The 21,357-nt window shown below is 62.3% G+C and carries 16 protein-coding genes; 7 read left to right on the top strand and 9 right to left on the bottom strand.

The window, feature by feature from the left end; all coding sequences use genetic code 11:
• Positions 1–37 precede the first annotated feature (37 nt).
• The 3 genes from J8C05_RS00645 to secD form a co-directional block, all read right to left on the bottom strand.
• On the bottom strand, positions 38–802 hold the full coding sequence (locus tag J8C05_RS00645; RefSeq protein WP_211422335.1) for an energy transducer TonB: 765 nt from the start codon (positions 800–802) through the stop codon (positions 38–40).
• Positions 803–1,347: 545 nt separating this feature from the next.
• Positions 1,348–2,628: a protein translocase subunit SecF gene (secF, locus tag J8C05_RS00640; RefSeq protein ID WP_211422334.1), complete on the bottom strand. Its 1,281-nt coding sequence runs from the start codon at positions 2,626–2,628 to the stop codon at positions 1,348–1,350.
• 88 nt (positions 2,629–2,716) lie between these two features.
• Positions 2,717–4,405, bottom strand: a complete 1,689-nt coding sequence (gene secD, locus J8C05_RS00635) for a protein translocase subunit SecD (RefSeq protein WP_211422333.1) — start codon at positions 4,403–4,405, stop codon at positions 2,717–2,719.
• Between the two features lie 253 nt (positions 4,406–4,658).
• Here secD and J8C05_RS00630 point away from each other — a divergent pair, with 253 nt between their 5' ends.
• Complete coding sequence (locus J8C05_RS00630; RefSeq protein ID WP_211422332.1) at positions 4,659–5,324, top strand: hypothetical protein; 666 nt, start codon at positions 4,659–4,661, stop codon at positions 5,322–5,324.
• Positions 5,325–5,420: 96 nt separating this feature from the next.
• Positions 5,421–6,386 carry a hypothetical protein gene (locus tag J8C05_RS00625; protein WP_211422331.1) on the top strand — a complete coding sequence of 322 codons (966 nt, stop codon included), beginning with the start codon at positions 5,421–5,423 and terminating at the stop codon, positions 6,384–6,386.
• Positions 6,387–6,425: 39 nt separating this feature from the next.
• On the opposite strand, the gene J8C05_RS00620 is transcribed toward J8C05_RS00625, so the two are convergent.
• The 5 genes from J8C05_RS00620 to rpsO form a co-directional block, all read right to left on the bottom strand.
• Positions 6,426–9,587 (bottom strand): PAS domain-containing protein, encoded by a 3,162-nt coding sequence (locus J8C05_RS00620; RefSeq protein ID WP_211422330.1) that lies wholly within the window; start codon positions 9,585–9,587, stop codon positions 6,426–6,428.
• Between the two features lie 40 nt (positions 9,588–9,627).
• Positions 9,628–10,176 (bottom strand): HIT family protein, encoded by a 549-nt coding sequence (locus J8C05_RS00615; protein ID WP_211422329.1) that lies wholly within the window; start codon positions 10,174–10,176, stop codon positions 9,628–9,630.
• A gap of 68 nt (positions 10,177–10,244) precedes the next feature.
• Positions 10,245–10,634: an integration host factor subunit beta gene (locus tag J8C05_RS00610; protein WP_281503755.1), complete on the bottom strand. Its 390-nt coding sequence runs from the start codon at positions 10,632–10,634 to the stop codon at positions 10,245–10,247.
• A gap of 70 nt (positions 10,635–10,704) precedes the next feature.
• Complete coding sequence (gene pnp / locus J8C05_RS00605) at positions 10,705–12,879, bottom strand: polyribonucleotide nucleotidyltransferase (protein WP_211422328.1); 2,175 nt, start codon at positions 12,877–12,879, stop codon at positions 10,705–10,707.
• Positions 12,880–13,191: 312 nt separating this feature from the next.
• Entirely contained in the window at positions 13,192–13,461 is a 270-nt protein-coding gene (gene rpsO, locus J8C05_RS00600) for a 30S ribosomal protein S15 (RefSeq protein ID WP_058868066.1), read from the bottom strand.
• A 161-nt stretch (positions 13,462–13,622) separates the two neighbouring features.
• On the opposite strand from rpsO, the gene J8C05_RS00595 reads away from it, so the two are divergent.
• From J8C05_RS00595 to J8C05_RS00580, 4 genes are all read left to right on the top strand, one after another.
• Positions 13,623–14,855 (top strand): SurA N-terminal domain-containing protein, encoded by a 1,233-nt coding sequence (locus tag J8C05_RS00595; RefSeq protein ID WP_211422327.1) that lies wholly within the window; start codon positions 13,623–13,625, stop codon positions 14,853–14,855.
• A 33-nt stretch (positions 14,856–14,888) separates the two neighbouring features.
• Positions 14,889–15,773 carry an LpxI family protein gene (locus J8C05_RS00590; RefSeq protein ID WP_246840706.1) on the top strand — a complete coding sequence of 295 codons (885 nt, stop codon included), beginning with the start codon at positions 14,889–14,891 and terminating at the stop codon, positions 15,771–15,773.
• Complete coding sequence (locus tag J8C05_RS00585) at positions 15,754–16,296, top strand: O-acetyl-ADP-ribose deacetylase (protein WP_211422325.1); 543 nt, start codon at positions 15,754–15,756, stop codon at positions 16,294–16,296. Before J8C05_RS00590 ends, J8C05_RS00585 begins: the two co-directional genes overlap by 20 nt.
• 136 nt (positions 16,297–16,432) lie before the next feature.
• Complete coding sequence (locus tag J8C05_RS00580; protein ID WP_211422324.1) at positions 16,433–17,947, top strand: DUF4394 domain-containing protein; 1,515 nt, start codon at positions 16,433–16,435, stop codon at positions 17,945–17,947.
• A gap of 127 nt (positions 17,948–18,074) precedes the next feature.
• Here J8C05_RS00580 and J8C05_RS00575 read toward each other — a convergent pair whose 3' ends face one another.
• The gene (locus J8C05_RS00575) at positions 18,075–19,034 is read right to left on the bottom strand and encodes a VWA domain-containing protein (RefSeq protein WP_211422323.1); all 960 of its coding nucleotides are present in this window, start codon (positions 19,032–19,034) and stop codon (positions 18,075–18,077) included.
• Positions 19,035–19,148: 114 nt separating this feature from the next.
• Between J8C05_RS00575 and J8C05_RS00570 the strand changes: the two genes are divergently transcribed.
• Positions 19,149–21,344: a RelA/SpoT family protein gene (locus tag J8C05_RS00570; protein WP_211422322.1), complete on the top strand. Its 2,196-nt coding sequence runs from the start codon at positions 19,149–19,151 to the stop codon at positions 21,342–21,344.
• Positions 21,345–21,357: the final 13 nt, after the last annotated feature.

Here is a 21,357-nt window from a genome sequence, read left to right as displayed (position 1 = left end):
TCCCCACACACACCCACTTACGGACGGCACAAGCCCCCTAGTTGAGTACAAAGTTGAATGTAATCGCCCCGGAGACCTTCACCGGCTGGCCATTGAGAATGGTCGGCTTGAACGTCCACCGGCGGGCGGCGCTCACGGCCGCCTGTTGTAGCAACGCTGGTCCGCTCACCGGCCGCGCACTGATCACCTGCCCTTGCTCATCGATGACAATCTCAACGACGACCGCTCCCTGTATCCGGGCAGACTTGGCAACGGCTGGATAGTCCGGCTGCACACGGTTGATGGCATTTCCCTTGAGAACACCTTCACTCTTCCGAACAGGGCCGGAGGGCACCTGAGCTTCTTTGGGTGGGTCCGGCGGCGGCGGCGGGGCTGCATCTCCGGTGCTCCCCGGCACACCACCTGGCACACCACCTGGCACACCACCCACCATTCCAGCCGCATCACTGGCACCAGCATCACCAACCCGTGAACGGAGTTGGGCCTGCTTTGGAATCTCTTTGATCTCTTTCGGGACTTCCTTCGGCGCCGTGAAGGTGTCGTCAATGACCGGCGCTTTGGTCTGCGGCACTGATGTCGTGGCCGCCGGCGGAGGCGGAGGTGGAGGTGGCGGCGGAGGCGGAGGCGCAAGCAACGTGACATCGTTGGCCGACTGACTCAGCTCAGCGGCGTACGTCCACACCTGCCAAATGACCAGTCCAGTGAAGCCAACCACCCAGATGATGAACGTCACGGCAAAGAAGGCTGAACGCCGACCGGCGTCTTTGACTTGCGAGGTGGACTCAACCATGGTGTCGAACATATCTTTACCTCACCTTCCACAGGCAATGGGGAACGTTACCAGCAGGGGTGCGTTCCCAAATGGACGAAGTCGGCCGTGAAGCATGATGGAGTTGTGCGATATTCAGTATCGGATGTGCGCAACGGCTTCGTCACATTGCCTCGGCATCAGCACTTGGTCATGCAATGTTGGAATGCTCAACCGATAGCCAACCTGCCGGCAGTATCGTCGCATCGCTCTGGCGTGTCTTGAATGCGCCAGACGTTACTTCCCGGCACAGGATTAAGTCAAGACATTTCCGTGCTCTGGTTTCCTTCGCCGCATCCAATCCGGCTTTTTCGGCCCGCTTTTTCAGTCGCAAACCCTCCGAAGCCACACCAGACCGTCCACCTGTGACCGATGGTTGCTGCCTGACAGTGCTCCGGTCTTCATGCGGTTCGACACACAGCCCGCCACAAAAGTTCCCGGTCAACCGGCCCCAACCAAACTTTCAGATACGGGCAGTCCCCCTCGGCTTTCCATCACCGGTTTCCACGAACAGGCCGTCACCCGGTCCGGGCAGGGCATCACCGGGTCGGAGCTGATTTCGCCGTCCGCCCGGAACGCTTTTCACCACCGACGCGCTTTTCACCGCCGGTCCGGGCCGGGGCTTCCGCCGGTACCGCGGCTGGCTGCCGCTGCGCCAGATACCGCTTCCACCACAGCAGGATGGGGCTGGCAATGGCAATCGAGGAATAGGTGCCGAACAGAATCCCGACCAGCAGCGCCAACGAGAAGCTCTTGAGGACTTCCCCTCCGAAAAGCACCAGGGCCAGCACCGAAAGCAGCGTCAACCCGGAGGTGATGACCGTGCGTGACAGCGTCTGGTTGATGGCATCATTGGTGACGACGGCCAGGTCATCCCGGCGCCGCTCGGCAAGCTGCTCCCGGATGCGGTCGAAAATCACGATGGTGTCGTTCATCGAGTAGCCCACCAGGGTCAGCATCGCCGCAATGAAGGTCAGCGAAATTTCCCACTGAAACAGGGAAAACAGCCCCAGTGTCACCAGGACATCGTGCACGACGGCGATGACGGCAGCGACGCCATACACCCACTCAAACCGAAAGGCAATAAACAGCAACATCCCAATGCAGGCCACAATGGTGACAATGATGGCCCGGTTGCGCAGGTCCTTACCCACCTGCGGGCCGACGATTTCCGCACTGACGACGTTGAACGCACCAACCGTTGCCGCCCGTTCGAGGGCTTCGGCCATCTTCGGGTCAAAGCCAGTGAGCGGAATGGCTTTCAGGTCCGCCAGCGTGCCCCCGGCGGCGTCCCGGGTCTGGATGACATGGTCGGCAAAGCGGCGGTACTCACGTTCGGCCTCGCCCGGCGGCAGGGTCTTTTTGAGGTCCAGCACGTCAAGCTCGGTCAGCCGTGTCGCCAGGCTCGAAGCCCCAACCAGATTGATGTCGAGCTTGTCAGGGTCGGCCGGTGCTCCGTAGTACTTCTGCAATGCCTCGGTGATTTTCCGCTTGTCGCCATCCACATCGGCCTCGGTCTGGGGCGTGTTGATGAAGACCTCGTTGCGGTCCGACTGGCTCAACTGCTTGCCAGTCCGCTGGATCACTACCTTGTCCGGCGTGTAGCCGCCGTTGCGGAGGGCTTCACGAATCCGGTTTTCATCCGGCGGCGACACAAAGCGGACCGTCATTTTCGTGCCGCCGGCAAAGTCCACCCCCAGGTTGAAGCCACGGACCACCATGGAGATGCAGCCGGCCACCAGGACAATCACCGAAAAGCCGATGAAATACTTGGCTTTCCCAAGAAAGTCGTAGTTTGGGTTCCGAAACAGTTCCATCATGATGACATCTCACAAACACAGGTCGGGCCCCCGGCACAGCGCCCGCCCCACCGCAAGGAACAGCCGCCCCGCCTGTGGCCGTCTCTGCCTAGATACTGAGCGCCGTCGGACGTTCAGAACGCGACAGCACATAGCCAAACATCGTTTTTGACACGAAGGTGGCGGTGAAGATATTGGCCAGGAGTCCAGCCAGAAGTGTGACGGCAAAACCGCGAATGGGTCCCGTGCCAAACACGAACAGAATCAGGGACGAGACGACCGTCGTGACGTGGGTATCCAGAATGGTGATGAAGGCTTTGTCGAAGCCAAGCTCAACGGCATTGATGACGGCTTTGCCAGCCCGCAGTTCCTCACGGATGCGCTCAAAGATGAGCACATTTGAGTCCACGGCCATCCCGATGGTCAGAATGACGCCGGCAATGCCCGGCAAGGTGAGTACCGCACCGAACATGGCCATCGCCGCCAGCAGCATCACCAGGTTGAGAATGAGTGAGATGATGGCGTTGACACCGGACAGACGGTAGTACACGACCATGAACATCAGGATGAATACCAGACCGGCAATGGAAGCCGCCACACCCTGGCGGATCGAATCCGCGCCCAGGGAAGGTCCAACCGTACGCTCTTCCAGATACACGATGCGGGCCGGCAGGGCCCCGGAACGCAGGACGAGGGCCAAATCCTCGGCCGAAGCCTTGGTGAAGTTGCCTGTGATTTCACCGGTTTCCCGAATCTGCCCCCGAATCGTCGGCGCCGACTTGATGCGGCCGTTCAGGACGATGGCCAGGCCCTTGCCAATGTTTTTTCCGGTCCATTCCCCAAATTTCTTTGCTGCTTCGTCCTTGAGCTTGAAGATGATGCGGTAATCGCCATCACCATCCACAGTGCCTGAAGCGGCAAACGCATCGCGCAGGTCACGCCCCACCACGACTGGTGTTTTGGAAACGACCATGTAGGCCGTGGGGGCATCGGGCTTGGGCTGCCGATTCCGCCGCGGTAACGGGTTTCCATCTTCATCAGTGGCTTCGTCTTCCTCGCGCTCATCGAGGGGCAGGGCTTCCACGTCCGTCCGAACGCCCACGGCCGACTTGGCTTCTTCCAGGGTGGCATAGGTCCGGTAGGTGCCATCCACCGGACGCAGCTCCAGGTTGGACTCCAGCACCAGCGTCTTCTTGACGCGCTCAGGATCATCCACGCCTGGCAACTGGAGCAGAATCTGATGGCTTTGTTCCGCGCCATACCGCTGCAGGGTGGGCTCGGCCACGCCAAAGGCATTGATGCGGTTTTCAATGATGAGCATTGCCTGCTCAACCGCCCGCCGCCGATACTCCTGGGCGACCCGCTCGCTGAGTGTAAAGGTCAGTGTGTCCCCACTGATAGTTGCGTTCCATTCCGACTTGCCGAAATCTTCCAGTACCTTGTCCCGCGCTTCTGCGATGCGCCCGGCGTCATTGACGGTAACGGCAAGCTGGGTTGCCGACAGGCTCCTGGCTTCCTTGACCGAAATACCGATGTTTTCCAGAATAGCCTTGGCTTTTTCGGCATTGTCGTCACACATCTTCTTGAGGGCTTCGTCCACCATGACCTGCATGACGAGGTGTGAACCGCCCTTGAGGTCAAGCCCCAGCTTGATGTTTGTGGCGACGTTTTTCTTGATCTGGTCAAAGGATTTGAAATCTTCAAGGCGTGGGGCGCGCCAGCCGATGAGCATGACATACAAGGAGGCCAGCGTCACCGCCAGGATGACCAGGGCCCGCTGGAGAACGTTTTCGCGCATGTTGCAGTTTCCGATGGACTACAGGATTTGGAAAAGTTCCAAGCATAGCGCAACCAGGTAAATCAGCAAGGGCTTTCGAGAAACCTGGCGATGCTTCCCAACCGGTGGACTTTGCCTGCGTGGAATCCGTCCCTTGTGTGTCAAAAATCTCACACCTGGAATCAGCGGTGCTGGTTCACGCTTTATGCGTTCCAACCGGCTGACTGAAACACTGGTGAGCAGCCGGGCGTCGTCCGGCCCAGAGGTGTAAACGATGGTTTTCCGCCGCCGATGGCACCCAATCTGGCTGTTCTGTCTGGCGCTGGCCAGCCTGCCGGGGCTGTCGTTTCTGGCATCACGGGCGGACACCACCACCCGGCCTCCGGCAAGCCTGGCCCACCAGACGGTCCCGGCCGGCCCTGTGGGACATGTCATCACGCACCTCGACGGCGACCACCTGCCAGATACCATCTCAGGCCGTACAACAGCCGGTGGGCGCTATCTGATCGAAGTCCGCCTCAGCAGCCAGCCCAACAAGGTCACGATCACGGCCAATGGCGTCGGTTTTGCCGTCCAGGATGTCAACGCCGACAGCCTGGTGGACCTGCTGGTGGCCGATGGGCTGGGTGGCCGCTTCATTCACCTGGAAAACGACGGACACGGGGTGTTCACCCCCTGTGTCACCAGAGAGCCGCTGCACCAATCGGGGCCGGAACCTACAGACAGCGCCACGGCTGCCGACTGGTTGACCAAAAGTACCCGCCCCCCCCAACCAGCACTGATTTTCTGGAGACTGGTCTTCACAGCCCTGGACATTGAACCCCACCGGGCCTGGTTCTGCCTGTACCGGAATCGAACACCATACGAGTCCGTGGCAGGGTGTCCCTCACGCGCTCCTCCTTCCACACCCACGCTGACACCCCAAACCACCCCGATCTGACGGATCTGAAGGTGGTTTCACGTTCACAGGACACCTGGCCCGGCGTGTGGCAGGCGTTCCTGTCAACCGCAGTGCCCTGTCGTGGAGGATTCCGCAATGCCAAAGTGTGTTTGCCGCTGGCGCTGGCTGATGGCCAGCCTCGTCCCCGGCCTTGCCCATGTTCTTGCCCTGTGTGCACTTTCATCCACTGGTCAGGGGCAGCACCTGCCGCTTCTGTCTGCACCGCCACCGGACACCAGACCGGCGGGACGTGTCCCGGTCCCAGACGTTTTTCCGGCCCCAGCCGGAACGCAGGACTCCGTTCCAAACGATGCCGTCGCCGATGGACGGGAAGGCGTCGAAAACTTCCCGGACCTTGCCCCAGGTACGTACCGGGAACAGGAAAAGCCCAAGCCACGTCAGGTTCCCGTGATTCCAGAGCCCATGCTGTTTGACCTCATGCGTCCGCTGGGCGCCGAACGGGGTGAATTGGAAGTCAATACGCTGGTTCGCCCCTCCGTCGGGCGCAACGCGACCGGGGTTGCCTGGGCACCAGAGGTCGAATGGGCCTTTGCCCCTGGACACACCGTGGAGGTTGAAATCCCTTTCCAGGGTGGGCATCTGGAAGCCTTCAAGTTTGGACTTCAGGGAACCTTCGGCACCTTTCGCCAGCAGCGTTCCATCCACGGCTGGCAGGCCCTGCTGGAACGTGCGCGCGCAGGAAAAGACCTGCAACTCGATGTCCTCCATCTGGCCGGCCATCGTTTCGGACAACACTGGTCATTGTTTACGATGCAGGGCGTACGGTTCGAGCGTCATGAGTCACAGCGCGGCGTCAAGGGTGTCTTCAACCCGACGGTCTTTCGGGAGGTTTCTGAGCGCCTTGTCCTTGGTCTGGAAACCAACCTGGCGGTAGGCGCCAGACGCCGTACGGACTGGACCGTTTTGCCACAGGCCCAGTTTCAGTGGCGACAGTATTCGTTTCAGATGGGACTTGGTGCTGAACGCAACCTGCCCAACCGGGGGATTCGACCGGCTGTTGCCCTGCGGCTCGTGCGTACCATTGGGTCCAGTGGTCACTAGGTGGGATTCGTCACCCATCGCCCGGCAGTGGTCAGGGGCTTACCCCACGGACCACCGCCGGAGCGCCTTCTGAAGGGCCGGTGGGGAAAGGGCCTGCCGGTCAAGGATCAGCGTCGAGGGGGAGGCCGAGATGCCGGCAAAGGTCTCTGGCGTAATGACGAGAATCGGCAGGGTACGCCAGTCGGGATTCCGGCGGATGCGGCGGTAGGTATCGCCAATGTGGACTGGACTGCCGGCCAGCACGATGCTCTGGGGCGGGTCCAGCATCAGTGTCGCCAGCGTGGCATCACTGTCCATGACCTGACTCGTCTGGTAGCCGGACTGTTGGCACCAGGTTGCCAACTGGGCGCGCAGGTCGGCGTCGTCACAGGCCACCACCACCACCGGCGCGGTTGCAGACGGTGGAGCGGCCTCAAACAGCACGTCTTCAAGTTTGCGGTGCGCCCCGGTGATGGCATTGAGTTTGGTGAGATCGTCAAGGCGGGACTGCAACACGGCGACGGTTTCCCGGTAGGTGCCCTGCAGCAGGGACAGCCGTTGGCGCAGCGAGGCATTCTCGGCCTCACGCTGTGCCAGCGTTTCCCGCAGCCGCGCCACCTCGGCTTCGGCCAGCGGCAGCGCCACCGATGCGCCATCGCTGGCACCGGACGGAGTGGAACCGGCGGCTGATGCCCCGGCCTGGCGTTCGGCCAGACGTGCTTCCAGATGATCGAGGGTCTGCCGCCACACGCTCCGCTCGGCGAGCAGCGTTTCCACCTGCTGTACGAGCGCCGCGCGGGACACTTCACTCGTCGCCAGCGAGCGTTCAAGCGCATCAATATGGGCTTCAAAAAGGGCCACGGCCTGGGCTTGCCGGTCGGCCTCAGCTCTGGCCGTGGACAGCGCATCTTCCAGCGCCTCACACTCCTTGATCAGCCGGGCCTGTTCCTCCTGAACAGCGATGACTTCCGAAAGGAGCGTCGCCGCCCGTTCTTCAATCTCCGCTGCCGTCCGTTCGGCCGTTTGACCGCGCACGACGGCTTCTTCGAGCAACTGCTGGGTGGTGTCGAGGTCGTGGCGCAGGGCTTCGATGGCGTGCTGGGCATCGAGGCGTGCCTGATGTGCAGCGGCGACCTCATCCGTCAACTCGCGCACCTGAGCGGCGAGGCGTTCCGCTTCCGCGTCGTGGGCGGACAGTGCCTGCTGGGCTTCACCCAGCAGGTCTTCGAGCTGCGCAACCCGCGCTGCCATCTGGTGATAGGACGCTTCATACCGCTCCTGCAACTCGACCAAAGCCTGCTCGGCGGTTTCAAGGGCTTGGGTACGGGCCGCCAGCGCCGCTTCCAGCTCATGAAGGTGAACCAGGGCTTCAGCGTGTTGGTGCGTGGAGCGTTCGGCACGCTGGCGTGTCTGGCGTAAATCAGCTTCCAACAACTCCACCCGTGACCGAAAAAGGTCCCGCTCCCGAAGCGCCGTTTCCTGTCCGGCCGCCAGGATTTCACAGCGCGCCAGCGCCTCAGCCGTCGCCTGGCGGGACTGCTCAACCAGAACTTCCGACTGCCGACAGACTTCCACCAACCGCGCCTGTTCGGCTTCCGCCGTGGCCAGCCTCGACGCCAGCTCGGCCATCTGCGCCTCGGCAGCCTGCTGGGCGTCGGCCGCCACCTGTACGGACTCCAGAAGATGCTGCACCTGGGTTTCAAGTGCCGTCACTTTGGCCAACGCCGACTGATGTGCTGCGGCAAGCTGTTCATAGGCCTGTTCACGCTGTTCAAGCTCAGCACGGCGGGCAGCTTCTTCCGTGACCAAGGCATGCTCACGCACTTCAATCTGCTCGGCCAGAAGCTGCCACTTGAGGAAAGACGCCGCCAGTTTGGCCAACTGGAGCAACGGACTGGTGTCCGTCCGCTGCGGAGCGACGAGCACGGCAACGGCCTGCACCTGCTGCCGCAGCATCGGGATGACCAGCCCGCCAGCCGCCGCATCGGTCAACAGCCGGCCGGCCGAGGCGCCGAGCGGTTCGGCCTGTCCCTGCTCCAGAGCGCGAAACAGCTCCGGGACATCCCCCAGAGACCATTTCCGGCCAGCCAGCCCGGACACAAAAGCCGCCTCACCGTGGACAGCGCGCACCGCCAGGGTGCTCCCTTCCAGGGTCAGCAGTGCAGCGGCCCGGGCCGCACTCAACCGGCACATCTGCGACAGGGTTTCCGCTGCAATGTTTTCCGGTCGCCGAATCGTGGCGAGTTCTTCGAGCGCCACCAGGACGGCCTCCGAAGCGGCCGACCGGGCCGGCTCGGCGCCGACCGGCGCAAGGGACAGGAAACCGGCCGGATCGCCTTCCTCGTCCCGGAGCGTGGTCAGCGTCGTGTGTTCGACAAAGATGTGTCCATCTTGGTGCTGCCGGCGGATTTCTCCAACATACACCCCCTGTTCCAGCGCCTGCTGGTAAATTTTGGTGACGTGGCCGCTGCGCCAGTCCTCTGGCGCGTGGAGTTTGTCGGCGGTGGCGCGTCCGATGACCTCTTCGGGGCCGTAGCCATAGGCGCGGCGCGCCCCTTCGTTGAACGCCAGAATGTTGCCGTCCAGGTCCTCGATGAGCAGGGCGCGGTCCGTGGAGTGGGTGAGAATGGCGGTCAGCAGGCGGCTCTGCTGCTCCAACTCGCGGGATTTGTCACGCGCGGTGGTGTCGGCCCGTTGTACGCGGTTGACCAATTCGGCAACCCGGATGGCCGTCGAGGCCGCTGCCGCCTGGGTCGCGCAGGTTTCAAAGTCTGCGGCCGTAAACATCCGCGCCCCGAAGACGGCCAGCAGTCCCAGCACACGGTTTTCAACGCGCAATGGATGGGCGATGAATGACACCACCCCCTGCTCGTCGGCTAGCCGTGGGTCAAGCAGCATCGCGGCGGCCGAAGGCGGTGGCGTCCAGGCCACCACGCCACCGCGCGCCAACTGCTCGCCGGAAAGTACGATGAGCGGCGCGCGCCGGTAAGCCGCCTCCACGGGAATTCCAAAGTTGGCTTTCAGGTGCAGGCAGCGTCGCTTGTCGGGACAGTCCTCCGCCCAGCGGCAGGTCTGGCACACATCCCCGCGCCGAATCAGCCACAGCCGCGCACACACGGCTGTCACACTCTCGGCGGCCCGTTGCACCACCGCTGACAACACACGGTCGAGGTCCGGCGGATTCTGGAGTTGATGGGCAATGGGTTCGAGAATCTCGCGCATGGCGGATGCACTCAACGGGTCAAAAAACCAACGGCACACCTCATGTGGAGGCGGGGCTGCCCGGTGGCAGCCCGTTCTCCTCCAGCTTGGCAAAGTAGGGATGCAGGCGGGCATAGGTCGTGGACAGCTCCTCCGGCAGCACCCGCGTTTCCCCAATGGTCGTCACGAAATTCACATCCCCGAACCAGCGCGGCATGACGTGCATGTGCAGATGGTCGGCAATGCCAGCGCCAGCGGCCTGTCCCAGATTCATGCCAACATTGCACCCCATGGCACGGTACTCCTGAGTCAGGATTTCCGTCAGGTAGCGGGTCAGATCGAACATTTCATACCCCGCCTCGGTCGGGAGCACCGACAACCTCCCGACATGCGCATAGGGAACGACCATAACGTGGCCGTTGATGTAGGGATGGATGTTGAGCAGGACAAAGTTGTGGCGTCCGCGGTAGAGGACAAAGTTTTCGGCATCCCGCTTTTCCGCCGGAATCCGACAGAAAGGGCACGTCGTGGCCGCCTCGGCCGGATGTTCCGGCTGGCGATCAAGGCCCGCAATGTAGCGGTAACGCCACGGACTCCACAGCACGTCCACGAGGTGTCTCCTTGGTCAACTCCCGGCAGCCAGCCACACCGGTGAAAGGCCCCGGCCGGGCAACCAGCTCAGGCCGAGGGCATCCGCTGGTTGATGAGTTCCCGTAACTCCTTGCCCGGCTTGAAATAGGGCACCGCCTTGGCCGGGATGTCCACGGCGTCGCCGGTCTTGGGATTGCGCCCACGGCGTGGGTTACGCTGGCGGATACGAAATGAGCCGAAACCGCGCAATTCGATCTTTTCACCGCGATTCAGGGACTCGATGATCGCCGCAAAGACCTCTTCAACGACGACCTCGGCATCCTTTTTCGTCAGGTCGGCAGCCCGCGCCACCACTTCCACCAGGTCGGCTTTCGTCATAGTCAGCCTCGCTCTGCCTTGAACGTGGGCGTCAGCAGGGTTCAGTAACGTTTTGGAATTCCGCCTTGTAGCTTGCAGGACAGACGCTACCAAAGCCACTGTGGTTCCAGCAAGTCTTCCAAAACGTTCACTTTACGGAAAAGCGCACCATTTCTCTGCCAGTCCGTTTTCAGCGGCGGCGGGAACGGCGCTCGCTGTCCCGCTCGGGTGAACCCGACCGTTCCGGCGGTGTGGAACGCTCCGTGTCCCCATTGCCGGCAGGCGTTTCTTCGAGCAGGGCCCGCCGACTGAGGCGAATCTTGCCGCTGGGGTCCGTGCTCAGGCACTTGACCATCAACTGCTGCCCTTCCTTGAGTTCGTCCGCCACCGACCGGACGCGGTAGTTGGCGATTTCCGAAATGTGCAGCAGCCCTTCCGTGCCGGGGAAAATTTCGACGAAAGCGCCAAACTCGGCAATACGTGTAACCGTGCCAAGGTAGGTTTTGCCGGGTTCCGCCTCCTCGATGATGGCCTCGATCATGGCCCGGGCGCGCTGGCCGGCTTCCTGGTCGGAAGCGGCAATGATGACTCGCCCGGAATCCTCGATGTCTATCTTGCAACCGGTCTTCTCGACGATGCCGCGCACGACTTTGCCACCGCTGCCGATGACATCCCGAATCTTGGCCACGGGAATGTTCAGGGTCAGAATCCGTGGCGCCAGCGGATTGATCTGCGGACGTGGGGCCGGCAGCACCGCCTGCATTTTCTCCAGAATGTAGAGCCGGCCCTGTTTGGCCTGCTGGAGCGCATCGGCCAGGATTTGGGCATTCAGCCCTTTCACCTTGATGTCCATCTGAAGTGCCGTGATACCGTGGCGCGTCCCGGCTACCTTGAAGTCCATGTCGCCATAGTGGTCTTCGGCGCCGGCGATGTCCGTCAGCACGGCATAGCGTTTGTCGTCCATCACCAGTCCCATGGCGACACCGGCGACGGGCGCCTTGATGGGCACACCGGCATCCATCAGGGCCAGCGTGCCGCCACACACCGTGGCCATGGAAGAGGACCCGTTGGACTCCGTGATGTCGGAGACGATGCGCGTCACATAGGGGAAATCATCCGCTGGCAGGACAGCCTGCAGGGCCCGGTGCGCCAGCGCGCCGTGACCGACTTCCCGCCGTCCGGGGCTGCCCATCCGCCCAGTTTCACCCACGCTGAACGGGAGAAAATTGTAGTTGAGCATGAAGTCCCGCTTGACTTCGCCGGCTTCCAGATCGTCCAGATACTGCACATCCTGGCTTGTGCCCAGGGTGGCCGTGACAATGGCCTGGGTTTCGCCACGGGTAAACAGGGCGCTCCCGTGCGCCCGGGGCAGTACCCCCACTTCAATCTCGATGGGCCGGATTTCCGAAAACTTGCGCCCGTCGGGACGCCGGCGGTTGAGCAGGATGTCCTCCCGAAAGATTTTTTCCTTCAGGTACTCAAACACGCGCCGCGCCATGGCGCGCTGGTCGGGCGCGTCTGCCGGGTAGCGTTCGATGACCTCCTTTTCGAGGGCATCCACTTCGGCATAGCTCGTCAGTTTGTCGCGTCCGCGCACGTCGAGCGCCGCCCGGAGCCGGTCGGTATAATCTGCTGTGATGGACTGCAGGATGGCTTCATCCAGGGTCACGGGCGTGACCGGACGCTTCGGCTTGCCGACCCTGGCGCGCAGTTCGCGCTGCATGGCACACAGCCGCTTGATCTCGCTGTGCCCGAAAAGCAGCGCCTCGACCATGACTTCTTCACTGACCTCTTTGGCTCCGGCCTCGACCATCACGATGGCCTCTTCACTGCCGGCCACGGTCAGGTTCAGGCTGGACGCCCGCATTTCCTGGTACGTCGGATTGATGACCAGCTTGCCATCCACCAACCCCACCCGGACACCGGCAATGGGCGTTTCAAACGGAATATCGGAAATGTAGAGCGCCGCCGAGGCTCCGGTAATGGCCAGCACGTCCGGGTCGTTGTGCTTGTCGGCGGACATCACCAGGGCGATGATCTGGGTTTCGCTGTCGAAGCCCTCGGTAAACAGCGGACGGAGCGGACGGTCAATGAGCCGGGACGTGACAATTTCGCGTTCGGTGGGGCGTCCTTCGCGTTTGAAATAGCCCCCCGGAATGCGCCCGGAAGCGTAGCCATATTCCCGGTAATCCACCGTCAGCGGGAAGAAGCCCCGCGAACTCGGCTCCCTGTTCGCCACAGCCGTGACGAGCACGACCGTTTCGCCACAGGTCACCACCACGGCCCCATCGGCCTGCTTTGCAATTTTTCCGGTTTCGATGGACAGCTCGCGCCCGCCAACTGGAATCGTTTGCCTGATATACATAAACGTCTTATCTCCCTTCATCCCATTGAGAACAAACCGTTGGACGCCGCCGTACGGAAGTTCTGCCGGCTGAAGCCGCTGCACGGCGTACAGCACGGCACCGGGGCCATCCGCGCCCCGGTCAGCTCCCGGCTGAAACGGACACCTCCGCCAAGCGAAGCGCCCAAAAGACAAAACCCGCCACCACCGGTACGCTGAAAAGCGCCCGACAGGTGACGGGTTGGGCCGGTCGCGGCCCTGCACTCTGGCGCCCGCTCGTGACCAATTGGCTTTGCGCCAGCCGCACGGCCACGCCGGGAACCGCCTTCACACCTACTTCCGAATGCCAAGTTTTGAAATAACCTGCTGGTAACGCTCGGCGTCCTGACGCTTGAGGTAGTTCAGCAGCCGCCGCCGCTGACTGACGAGTTTGAGCAAGCCGCGTCGGGAGTGATTGTCCTTGACGTGGGTCTTGAAGTGAACGGTCAACTCCTCGATTCGCTTGGTCAGCAGCGCTATCTGCACCTCCGACGACCCCGTATCGGTCGCATGTCGCCCGTATTCCTGCAAGATGCTGCTTTTGACTTCTGTGCTGAGTGCCACGAAAACATCCCCTCCAAACGATGCCGGTAAAACGAACGGGAGCGCCAAGATGTGCGGTGGATTGCTCTTAGGTTCGTCTTCCTTTAGTATGTGAAACTCGCATTTATACCAAAACCGTGTGTTGCGAGTCAAACCTGTGTTGCCGCCATAAGGAGTCCTTCGTGAAGCGTTTAGCATCCTTCATCCTCACCCTGGCGCTGGCCGGCGGAAGCGCCGGGTTTTTCGCCGGTTGCGACCAGACCGACGGCGCGACCGGCGGCACCGCCGAGATTGCCGCCAAAGTCAATGCCGTTGTCATTCCGCTCGCCAAAGTCAACCGGCGCATCGAGCAGACCCTCAAACAGCAGCAACCCAATGCCAAGTTGAGCGACCTCAGCCCTATCGAGCTGGCCGCTGCCCAACTCAAGGCCCTTGATGCCCTCATCAACGAAGAAATCCTGCTCCAGCGCGCCCAGCGCGAGCAAATCCAGGTCACGGATGCCGAAGTTGACCAGGCCGTCAAGCGGCAGATTGCCGATGAGGGACTGTCCGAAGAGGACTACCGGAAAAAGCTCAAGGAAGCCGGGTTGACGGAAGAGGAGTTTCGGACAGAAACCCGTCAGGCGCTGCTCGTCAGCAAGCTCCAGGAAAAGCTCAAAGCCAAAGTGCCGGCCCCCTCGGACAAGGAAATCGAGGAGTTCTTCAACCAGAACAAAGAGCAGTTCCGCCTCGAACGGGGGGTCTCGCTGGGCATCATCGCCGTGGACCCGGCCGACAACGGGCTGAAAAACGATGCCATTGGCGAAGCCCAGGCCAGGGAGAAAATCGCCAAGATTGCCGAACGGCTCAAGGCCGGAGATGACTTTGCCACCGTGGCCCGTACCGTCTCGGAAGACATCCAGACGGCCCAGAACAGCGGCGATGCCGGGTTCTTCCCGGAAGACATTCTGCGGCAGACCTTCGGGGAAGCCCTGGCCAAGCGTTTTTTCAGCATGACCGAAGGGCAGATCACCGAGCCGATCCCCGGCTCCAACGGGCGGCTCTACATTTTCAAGCTGACCGGCAAGCGGACGGAAGCCATCGAACCCAAGCTGGACAATCCTGAAATTCGGAAGCGGATTGTGGACCTCATCCGCCAGCAGCGCGAACAAATCCTCGTGGCAGCGCTCCAGGCCTCGGCCACCAACGATGCCCGGATTGAGAACTACCTCGCCCAGCGCATTCTTGATAACCCTGTCAACTTTGGTTCGGCCCGTCCGGCCGGCTCCGCCCTGCTGCCCAAGTCGGACACGCCGGCGGCCGGGACAAGCGCCGACCAGAACACCTCGCCGAAGCCCACGGACGACAAGCCGGCGGAGTCCAGGCCGGCCACAGACAAACCCTCCGAAACCAAACCGGCGGAAGGCAGCCGCTAAGGCAGTCGCTGACGCCTGATGCCGGCCGCTGCCATGTCGGACGCCCTGCCAGACGCGCCAGCCCCTGCGACCAGCCATACGGAGACCTACGGCCTCATTGCCGGCAACGGGCAGTTTCCCTTCTACGTTCTGGAAGGCGCGCGCGCGGCCGGCGTCCGCATGGTGGTGGCGGCCATCCGCGAAGAAACCGCGCCCGACATTGACCGCACGGGCGTGAAGGTTGAGTGGTGCGGACTGGGGCAGCTTGGAAAGATGATCCGCTTCTTCCGCCGGGAAGGCGTCCGGCGGGCCATCATGGCGGGACAGGTCAAGCACCGCCAGATTTTCAGCGGGGCGCTTCCCGACTGGCGCATGGCGACGATGCTGCTCAAGCTGGCGCGCAACAACACGGATTCGCTGCTCGGAGCCGTGGTGGCCGAACTCGCGGCCGACGGCATTGAACTCGTGGATTCCACCCTCTTTGTTCCGCACCTGCTCGCCCCGGCTGGTGTTCTGACCAAACGCCAGCCCACGGCCCGCGAGCGTGCCGACATTGACTACGGGCTGGAAGTCGCCCAGGTCATCGCCGGGCTGGACCTCGGACAGACCATCGTCGTACGCAACCGCGCCGTCGTGGCCGTCGAAGCCATGGAAGGGACGGACGCCGCCATCCTGCGTGCCGGAGAACTCGCCCACCGGCGCGAACTCACCGTTGTCAAAGTGGCCAAACCACAGCAGGATATGCGCTTCGATGTGCCTGTCATCGGACGGGCGACCATCGAAACCATGCTGACGGCTGGCGCGACAGCCCTGGCCGTGACTGCCGGCAAGACGCTCATCTTTGACCGCGATGCCGTCATTGCCCTGGCAAACCGCCACAAGCTGACCATTCTGGGCATCCCGCCGACTCCCCAACCGCATGACCACACTGATTCCTGATCGTCTCATCGTGACCGTTGGCGACATCACGCGCTTTGCCGGTGATGCCATTGTCAATGCCGCCAATCCTTCCCTGCTGGGCGGCGGAGGCGTGGATGGGGCCATTCACCGCGCTGCCGGCCCGGAGCTGCTGGAAGAGTGCCGGACGCTCGGCGGTTGTCCGCCGGGACAGGCCAAGCTGACCCGTGGCTACCGCCTCCCGGCCCGCTGGGTCATCCACACCGTCGGCCCCGTATGGCGTGGCGGCACTCATGGAGAAGACGAAATACTGGCCGAGTGTCATCGCAACAGCCTGGCACTGGCGGCGGCGCATGGTCTGCAAACGATTGCCTTCCCGGCCATTTCCACCGGCGCTTACGGCTTTCCTGTCGAACGCGCTGCGCCCATTGCCATCCATACCCTGTGGACGGCGCTGACGACCCTCTACCCGACGCTGCACGTCACCCTGATGTGCTTTTCGGAAGCCACGGCCGCCCACTATCACCGGGCGCTGGCCCAAGTGGCCGGGCCGCCTCCGGCCTGAAGACTGGCCGAGCCTTTCCAACGACCGCACGCTCACACCGCCTACCCGGTACGGTTGCTTTTTGCCCTGCCGCACCTTCGGGGCGGGCAACCACAGGCTGGCTGCTTTCGCGCACCTGCCCAAAGTGGACACATCGTTGCCACGCCGGGCAAACGTTATAGCCGTCACGCTCAACCAGAACGGCACGCGCCTGGTACAGGTGAGCATCGGCAGCCTGGCGGCCAACGAGGTTCCAGTGACCGGTGTGGCCGCCACGGAACAACTGGTCGGGGTGGACTACCGTCCGGCCACGGGGCAGTTCTACGCTCTGGGTATCAACAGCTCGGCGTCCAACGGCACGCTCTACCTCGTTGATCCCAAAACCGGCGCGTGCAGCCCGCTGGCCCCCTCGGCCGTAGCCTTTGTGCAGGCGGATGGCACAACGCCGGTCGCCCTGCCGGCCAACGGCTATGGCATGGACTTCAACCCCGTGGTTGACCGACTGCGCATCACCACGGGCAACGGCCTCAACTTCCGGCTCAATCCCAACGATGGACTGCCGCTCGACGGCAACCCCAGCGCTCCCGGCATCCAGATGGATGGCAACATCAACGGGCTGCCCGCAGGTTCGACCGGCGTGGCCGCCACGGCCTACACCAACGCTTTTGGCGGAGCCACTGTCACCACCCAGTACACGATAGATACAGTCAGCCGCGCCCTCTACATTCAGAGTCCGCCCAACTCCGGGACGCAGACCTTCGTCGCCAACACCACCTTCAACGGTGCGCCGTTGGCTGTTGACGCCATCAACGGCTTTGACATTTCCCCGAATGTGCGCGCCCAGACCAGCAATGCACCGGTGCAGGGGGGAAGCGCGCTGCTGTTCACCAGCACCGGCATGGCCGGCCAGATTTACCGGCTTGATCTCGTCACCGGCCGGGCTTTCCGCAGCTCCCTGGCCAGCCGTCTCGTGACCGACGTTACCAAAATCGGGGTCTATAGCCCGACGACGGGAACGGCGTTTCTGCGGAATACCAACACGAGTGGGATGGCCGATGCCGCCTTTGCCTACGGGCTTCCGGGCGATATTCCCATCACCGGCGACTGGGATGGCGACGGCGTGGACACCATCGGCGTCTTTCGTCCCTCACAGGCCCGGTTCTTCCTGAAGAACTCCAATACACCGGGCTTTGCCGACATTGCTTTCAGCTATGGCGCGGCGGGCGACATTCCCGTGGTCGGCGACTGGACCGGCAAGGGTTTCGACTCGGTTGGTGTTTTCCGCAACGGCATATTCTTCCTGAGAGACAGCAACTCGGCCGGTTTTGCCGACCGGGCCATCAGCTTCGGGCAGGTTACGGACCTTCCCGTGACGGGTGACTGGAACGGCGACGGCAAAACCAGCATCGGGGTGTTCCGCGACGGAACGTTCCTGCTGAGAAACAACAACACACCGGGACTCCCCGACGTGTTCTTCACGTTCGGCCAGACCGGAGACCGCCCTGTGGCGGGCGACTGGACGGGCAAAGGCTTCGACTCGGTGGGTGTGTTCCGCAACGGCACCTTCCTGCTGCGCAACAGCAACACGAGTGGGACGCCTGACCTGATGATCCCCTTTGGCAGCGCCAGCGACCGACCGGTGGTGGGCAACTGGAATGGCGAATTCCGCTGAAAATGCCACGCGGCTGAGCCGCTCACCGGGCGCCAAACCGGCGACGGACGGGGGCAACCCCGTCCGTTTGCCTTTCCGGGACAGGCCCCTTAGAGACAGGGCACGCCTCCCACCAGCAACAGTCTGGTCAGGGTTGGGCGTAGTAGCCCTCCCGGCTGGTGCGCACCACGGCTTCGGGATGGCGCAACCGGACAGAAATGCGGCGGAAACCGGTTCCACCCTCCGGCAGGTCGCCCGGCTCGTAGGCCAGGGTGTAACTCGTGGCGGCATCCTTGGCGATAGCGCGAAAGGAATCGCTGTAATCTTTCCCCGGCGTCATGGGAAAGTCCCGGCCGCCCGTCAGCGGCACAAGGCGGGTGGCATCCAGCGGCGTCGGCACACGTACCCGCCCGGCGACCGTCAGGGTGTAGGAAGGCGCGGTGACACTATAGACCGTGACTTCCTGCTCGTTGACCCGGCGCAGCAGGTCATCCAGATTGACGTTGCTGGCGCTGTCGAAACCATCCGTCAGGACGACGATGAGCCGGCGCAACACCCGTCCGCCGCGCTGTTTGGGCACTTTCCTGAACAGGGACACAGACCTGTCCACGGCGTCGAACAGGCGGGTCGAACCACCGAAGTCCCGGAACCGGCTGAGCTTTGTCAACAGCCTGGACGGGTCCCTGGTAAACCCTTCCAGAACGCGCACTTCATGGTTGAAGGTCACAAGGGCAAACACCGAATCGGGATGGCGCTCGGTCAGAAAGGCTTCCAGCGCCCGGCGCTGGAGCGCCGCTTCGTCAGGCGTGACACTCCCCGACACATCAAAGGCGAAGACCACCGCCAGCGGCCGCAGCGCCTGCTCGCCATTGGCCTGAAAAAACGCAATCCGGCGTGGACGGCCTTCTTCGTAAACCAGAAAGTCATCGCGGTGCAAACCGGTCATGGGGCGTCCCTGGGCATCCGTGACCGTGACTTCAACCGTCACCAGGTTGCTGCGCAGGATGATTTCTTCCTGGGCCGAGGCGTGGGACAGTCCCACCGGAAGGACGCCCACCAGACACAAACCAACCCATGCCACGAGACATCTCACCAACTTACCAACCATGAGCTACGTCCCCCTCGTCCGGGCAGGTCATACAGCAAATTTTCGCGCGGCGCGTTATAGTTATCCCCACGATTGTTGCCCAATGCGGCGGGCATTGGCGCGAGGCATACCACCGTGATTCGCTTTGAAGACATCGCCGAGAAAGTCGAACGCTATCACCCGAACGCCGACCTGGATTTGCTGCGGCGGGCCTACCTGCTTTCGGCCCAGATGCACAAGGGACAGGTGCGTAAATCCGGCGAGCCATACCTCATGCACCCCCTCACCGTCGCCTACATCCTGGCCGAAATGCGCCTCGATGTCATCTGCGTGACGACCGGGTTGCTGCACGACGTGGTTGAAGACACCCACGTGACCCTGGCGGAACTGGAACGGCAGTTCGGGTCGGAAATTGCCCACCTCGTGGATGGGCTGACCAAAATTTCCAACATCGAGTACACCTCGCGGGAAGACCGCCAGGCGGAAACCGTCCGCAAGATGCTGCTGGCCATGGTGGATGACATCCGGGTGGTCCTCGTCAAGCTGGCCGACCGCCTCCACAACATGCGGACGCTCGATCACCTGCCGCCGGAAAAACGCGCGGCCAAAGCCCAGGAAACCCTCGACATCTACGCCCCGATTGCCCATCGCCTGGGAATGGGGAAAATCCGCGGTGAACTGGAAGACCTCAGCTTTCAGTACCTGTACCCTGACGACTACCGGCATCTGAAATCCATTCTCGATCAGCGCCGCCCGGCGCTGGAAGCCGATCTGGCCCACGTCCGCACGACGCTCCAGGAAAAACTCCCGGAGTACAACGTCAAGGTCGTGGAGATTCAGGGCCGGATCAAGCGTCTCTACAGCCTCTACCGCAAACTCAAGGAGCGTGCCATTTCGATTGACCAGGTCTATGACCTGATGGCCGTGCGGGTCATCACGCAGGACATTGCTGACTGCTATGCTGCGGTGGGCGTGGTGCACAACATCTGGAAACCCATCCCCGGACGCTTCAAGGACTGGATTGGCATCCCCCGCAACAACCTCTACCAGTCCCTGCATACCTCCGTGGTCGGCGACATCGGACATCCCTTTGAAGTGCAAATCCGCACGGCCGAAATGCACAAAATTGCCGAAGAAGGCATTGCGGCACACTGGCGCTACAAGGAAGGCCGCTCGGCCGTCAGGGAAGACCCGGAAACATACGCATGGCTCAAGCGGCTGGTCGAATGGCAACAGGAAGTCTCCGATTCACGGGAGTTCCTCGACGAGCTGAAAATCAACCTCTATCCCAACGAAGTCTATGCCTACACGCCCAAGGGCAAGGTGCTCGAACTGCCACGCGGCTCCTGCCCAATTGACTTTGCCTATGCCATCCACAGTGACGTTGGGCAGCAGTGCGTCGGCGCCAAAGTCAACGGCAATATCGTCAAGCTGTCGTACGAACTCAAAAACGGTGATGTCGTCGAGATTCTGACGTCGCCCAACGGAAAACCCAACCGCGACTGGCTGAAACTCGTCAAGACGGCGCGGGCGCGCAACAAGATTCGCCGCTATCTCGTCGAAACCGAACGCCAGCGGTCGCTCGAAATCGGGCGCAAGTCCCTCGAACGCGAAGCCGACCGCCTCAAACTCAACCTGCGCAAGCTGCTGGAGGCCGGTGAACTGAGCCGGGTCGCGCAGGACCATGGCTACCAGCGCGATGAAGACCTCATTGCCGCCATCGGTTACGGAAAGCTCGAAGCCCGGCATGTGCTGTCCAAGTTCGTGCCGCCGGCCAGACTCTCGGAACTCGACGCCCGGACGCCGGCCAACGGGCTGGCCAAGGTCGGCAGACTCGTCAAAAAATACCTGCGGCTGGGCCCTGACCGCATTCAGGTACGCGGCATTGATGAAGTTCTGGTGTTTCGGGCGCGGTGCTGTTCGCCGATTCGCGGCGAGAAAATCATCGGCTACATCACCCGTGGCAAAGGCGTGGCCATTCACCGCGCCGATTGCACCAATGCCGCCAACCTCATGATCAACCGGGAGCGCATCATTGACGTGGACTGGGTGATTGAAACGGAAGGCACCACCACCTATCCGGTGACGCTTTCGGCCACGACCGAAAACCGTCCGGGCGTGCTGGCCCATGTCACGACGGCCGTGGCGGAAATCAAAACCAACATTCGGGAATCCCACGCACACGTCGGCTCGGACGGCTTCGGGCGCATCACCATCACGCTCGATGTCCACGATGCCAAGCATCTTTCGCGCGTCATGCGGGCCATTCGCAGTGTCTCCGGGGTCATCAGTCTCGAACGTCTGGTGGCCAACGGCGAAGGCGACCGCTAAGCCGTAGCCATCC

The organism is Chloracidobacterium sp. N (genome assembly GCF_018304765.1).
Lineage (GTDB): Bacteria > Acidobacteriota > Blastocatellia > Chloracidobacteriales > Chloracidobacteriaceae > Chloracidobacterium > Chloracidobacterium aggregatum.
This window is presented reverse-complemented; position numbering and strand designations above follow the sequence as displayed.

Bases quoted from the DNA above. Each gene is read 5' to 3' on its own strand.
- J8C05_RS00645 (WP_211422335.1), bottom strand. From the start codon at position 802: ATGTTCGACACCATGGTTGAGTCCACCTCGCAAGTCAAAGACGCCGGT.
- secF (WP_211422334.1), bottom strand. From the start codon at position 2,628: ATGATGGAACTGTTTCGGAACCCAAACTACGACTTTCTTGGGAAAGCC.
- secD (WP_211422333.1), bottom strand. From the start codon at position 4,405: ATGCGCGAAAACGTTCTCCAGCGGGCCCTGGTCATCCTGGCGGTGACG.
- J8C05_RS00630 (WP_211422332.1), top strand. From the start codon at position 4,659: ATGGTTTTCCGCCGCCGATGGCACCCAATCTGGCTGTTCTGTCTGGCG.
- J8C05_RS00625 (WP_211422331.1), top strand. From the start codon at position 5,421: ATGCCAAAGTGTGTTTGCCGCTGGCGCTGGCTGATGGCCAGCCTCGTC.
- J8C05_RS00620 (WP_211422330.1), bottom strand. From the start codon at position 9,587: ATGCGCGAGATTCTCGAACCCATTGCCCATCAACTCCAGAATCCGCCG.
- pnp (WP_211422328.1), bottom strand. From the start codon at position 12,879: ATGTATATCAGGCAAACGATTCCAGTTGGCGGGCGCGAGCTGTCCATC.
- J8C05_RS00590 (WP_246840706.1), top strand. From the start codon at position 14,889: ATGTCGGACGCCCTGCCAGACGCGCCAGCCCCTGCGACCAGCCATACG.
- J8C05_RS00585 (WP_211422325.1), top strand. From the start codon at position 15,754: ATGACCACACTGATTCCTGATCGTCTCATCGTGACCGTTGGCGACATC.
- J8C05_RS00575 (WP_211422323.1), bottom strand. From the start codon at position 19,034: ATGGTTGGTAAGTTGGTGAGATGTCTCGTGGCATGGGTTGGTTTGTGT.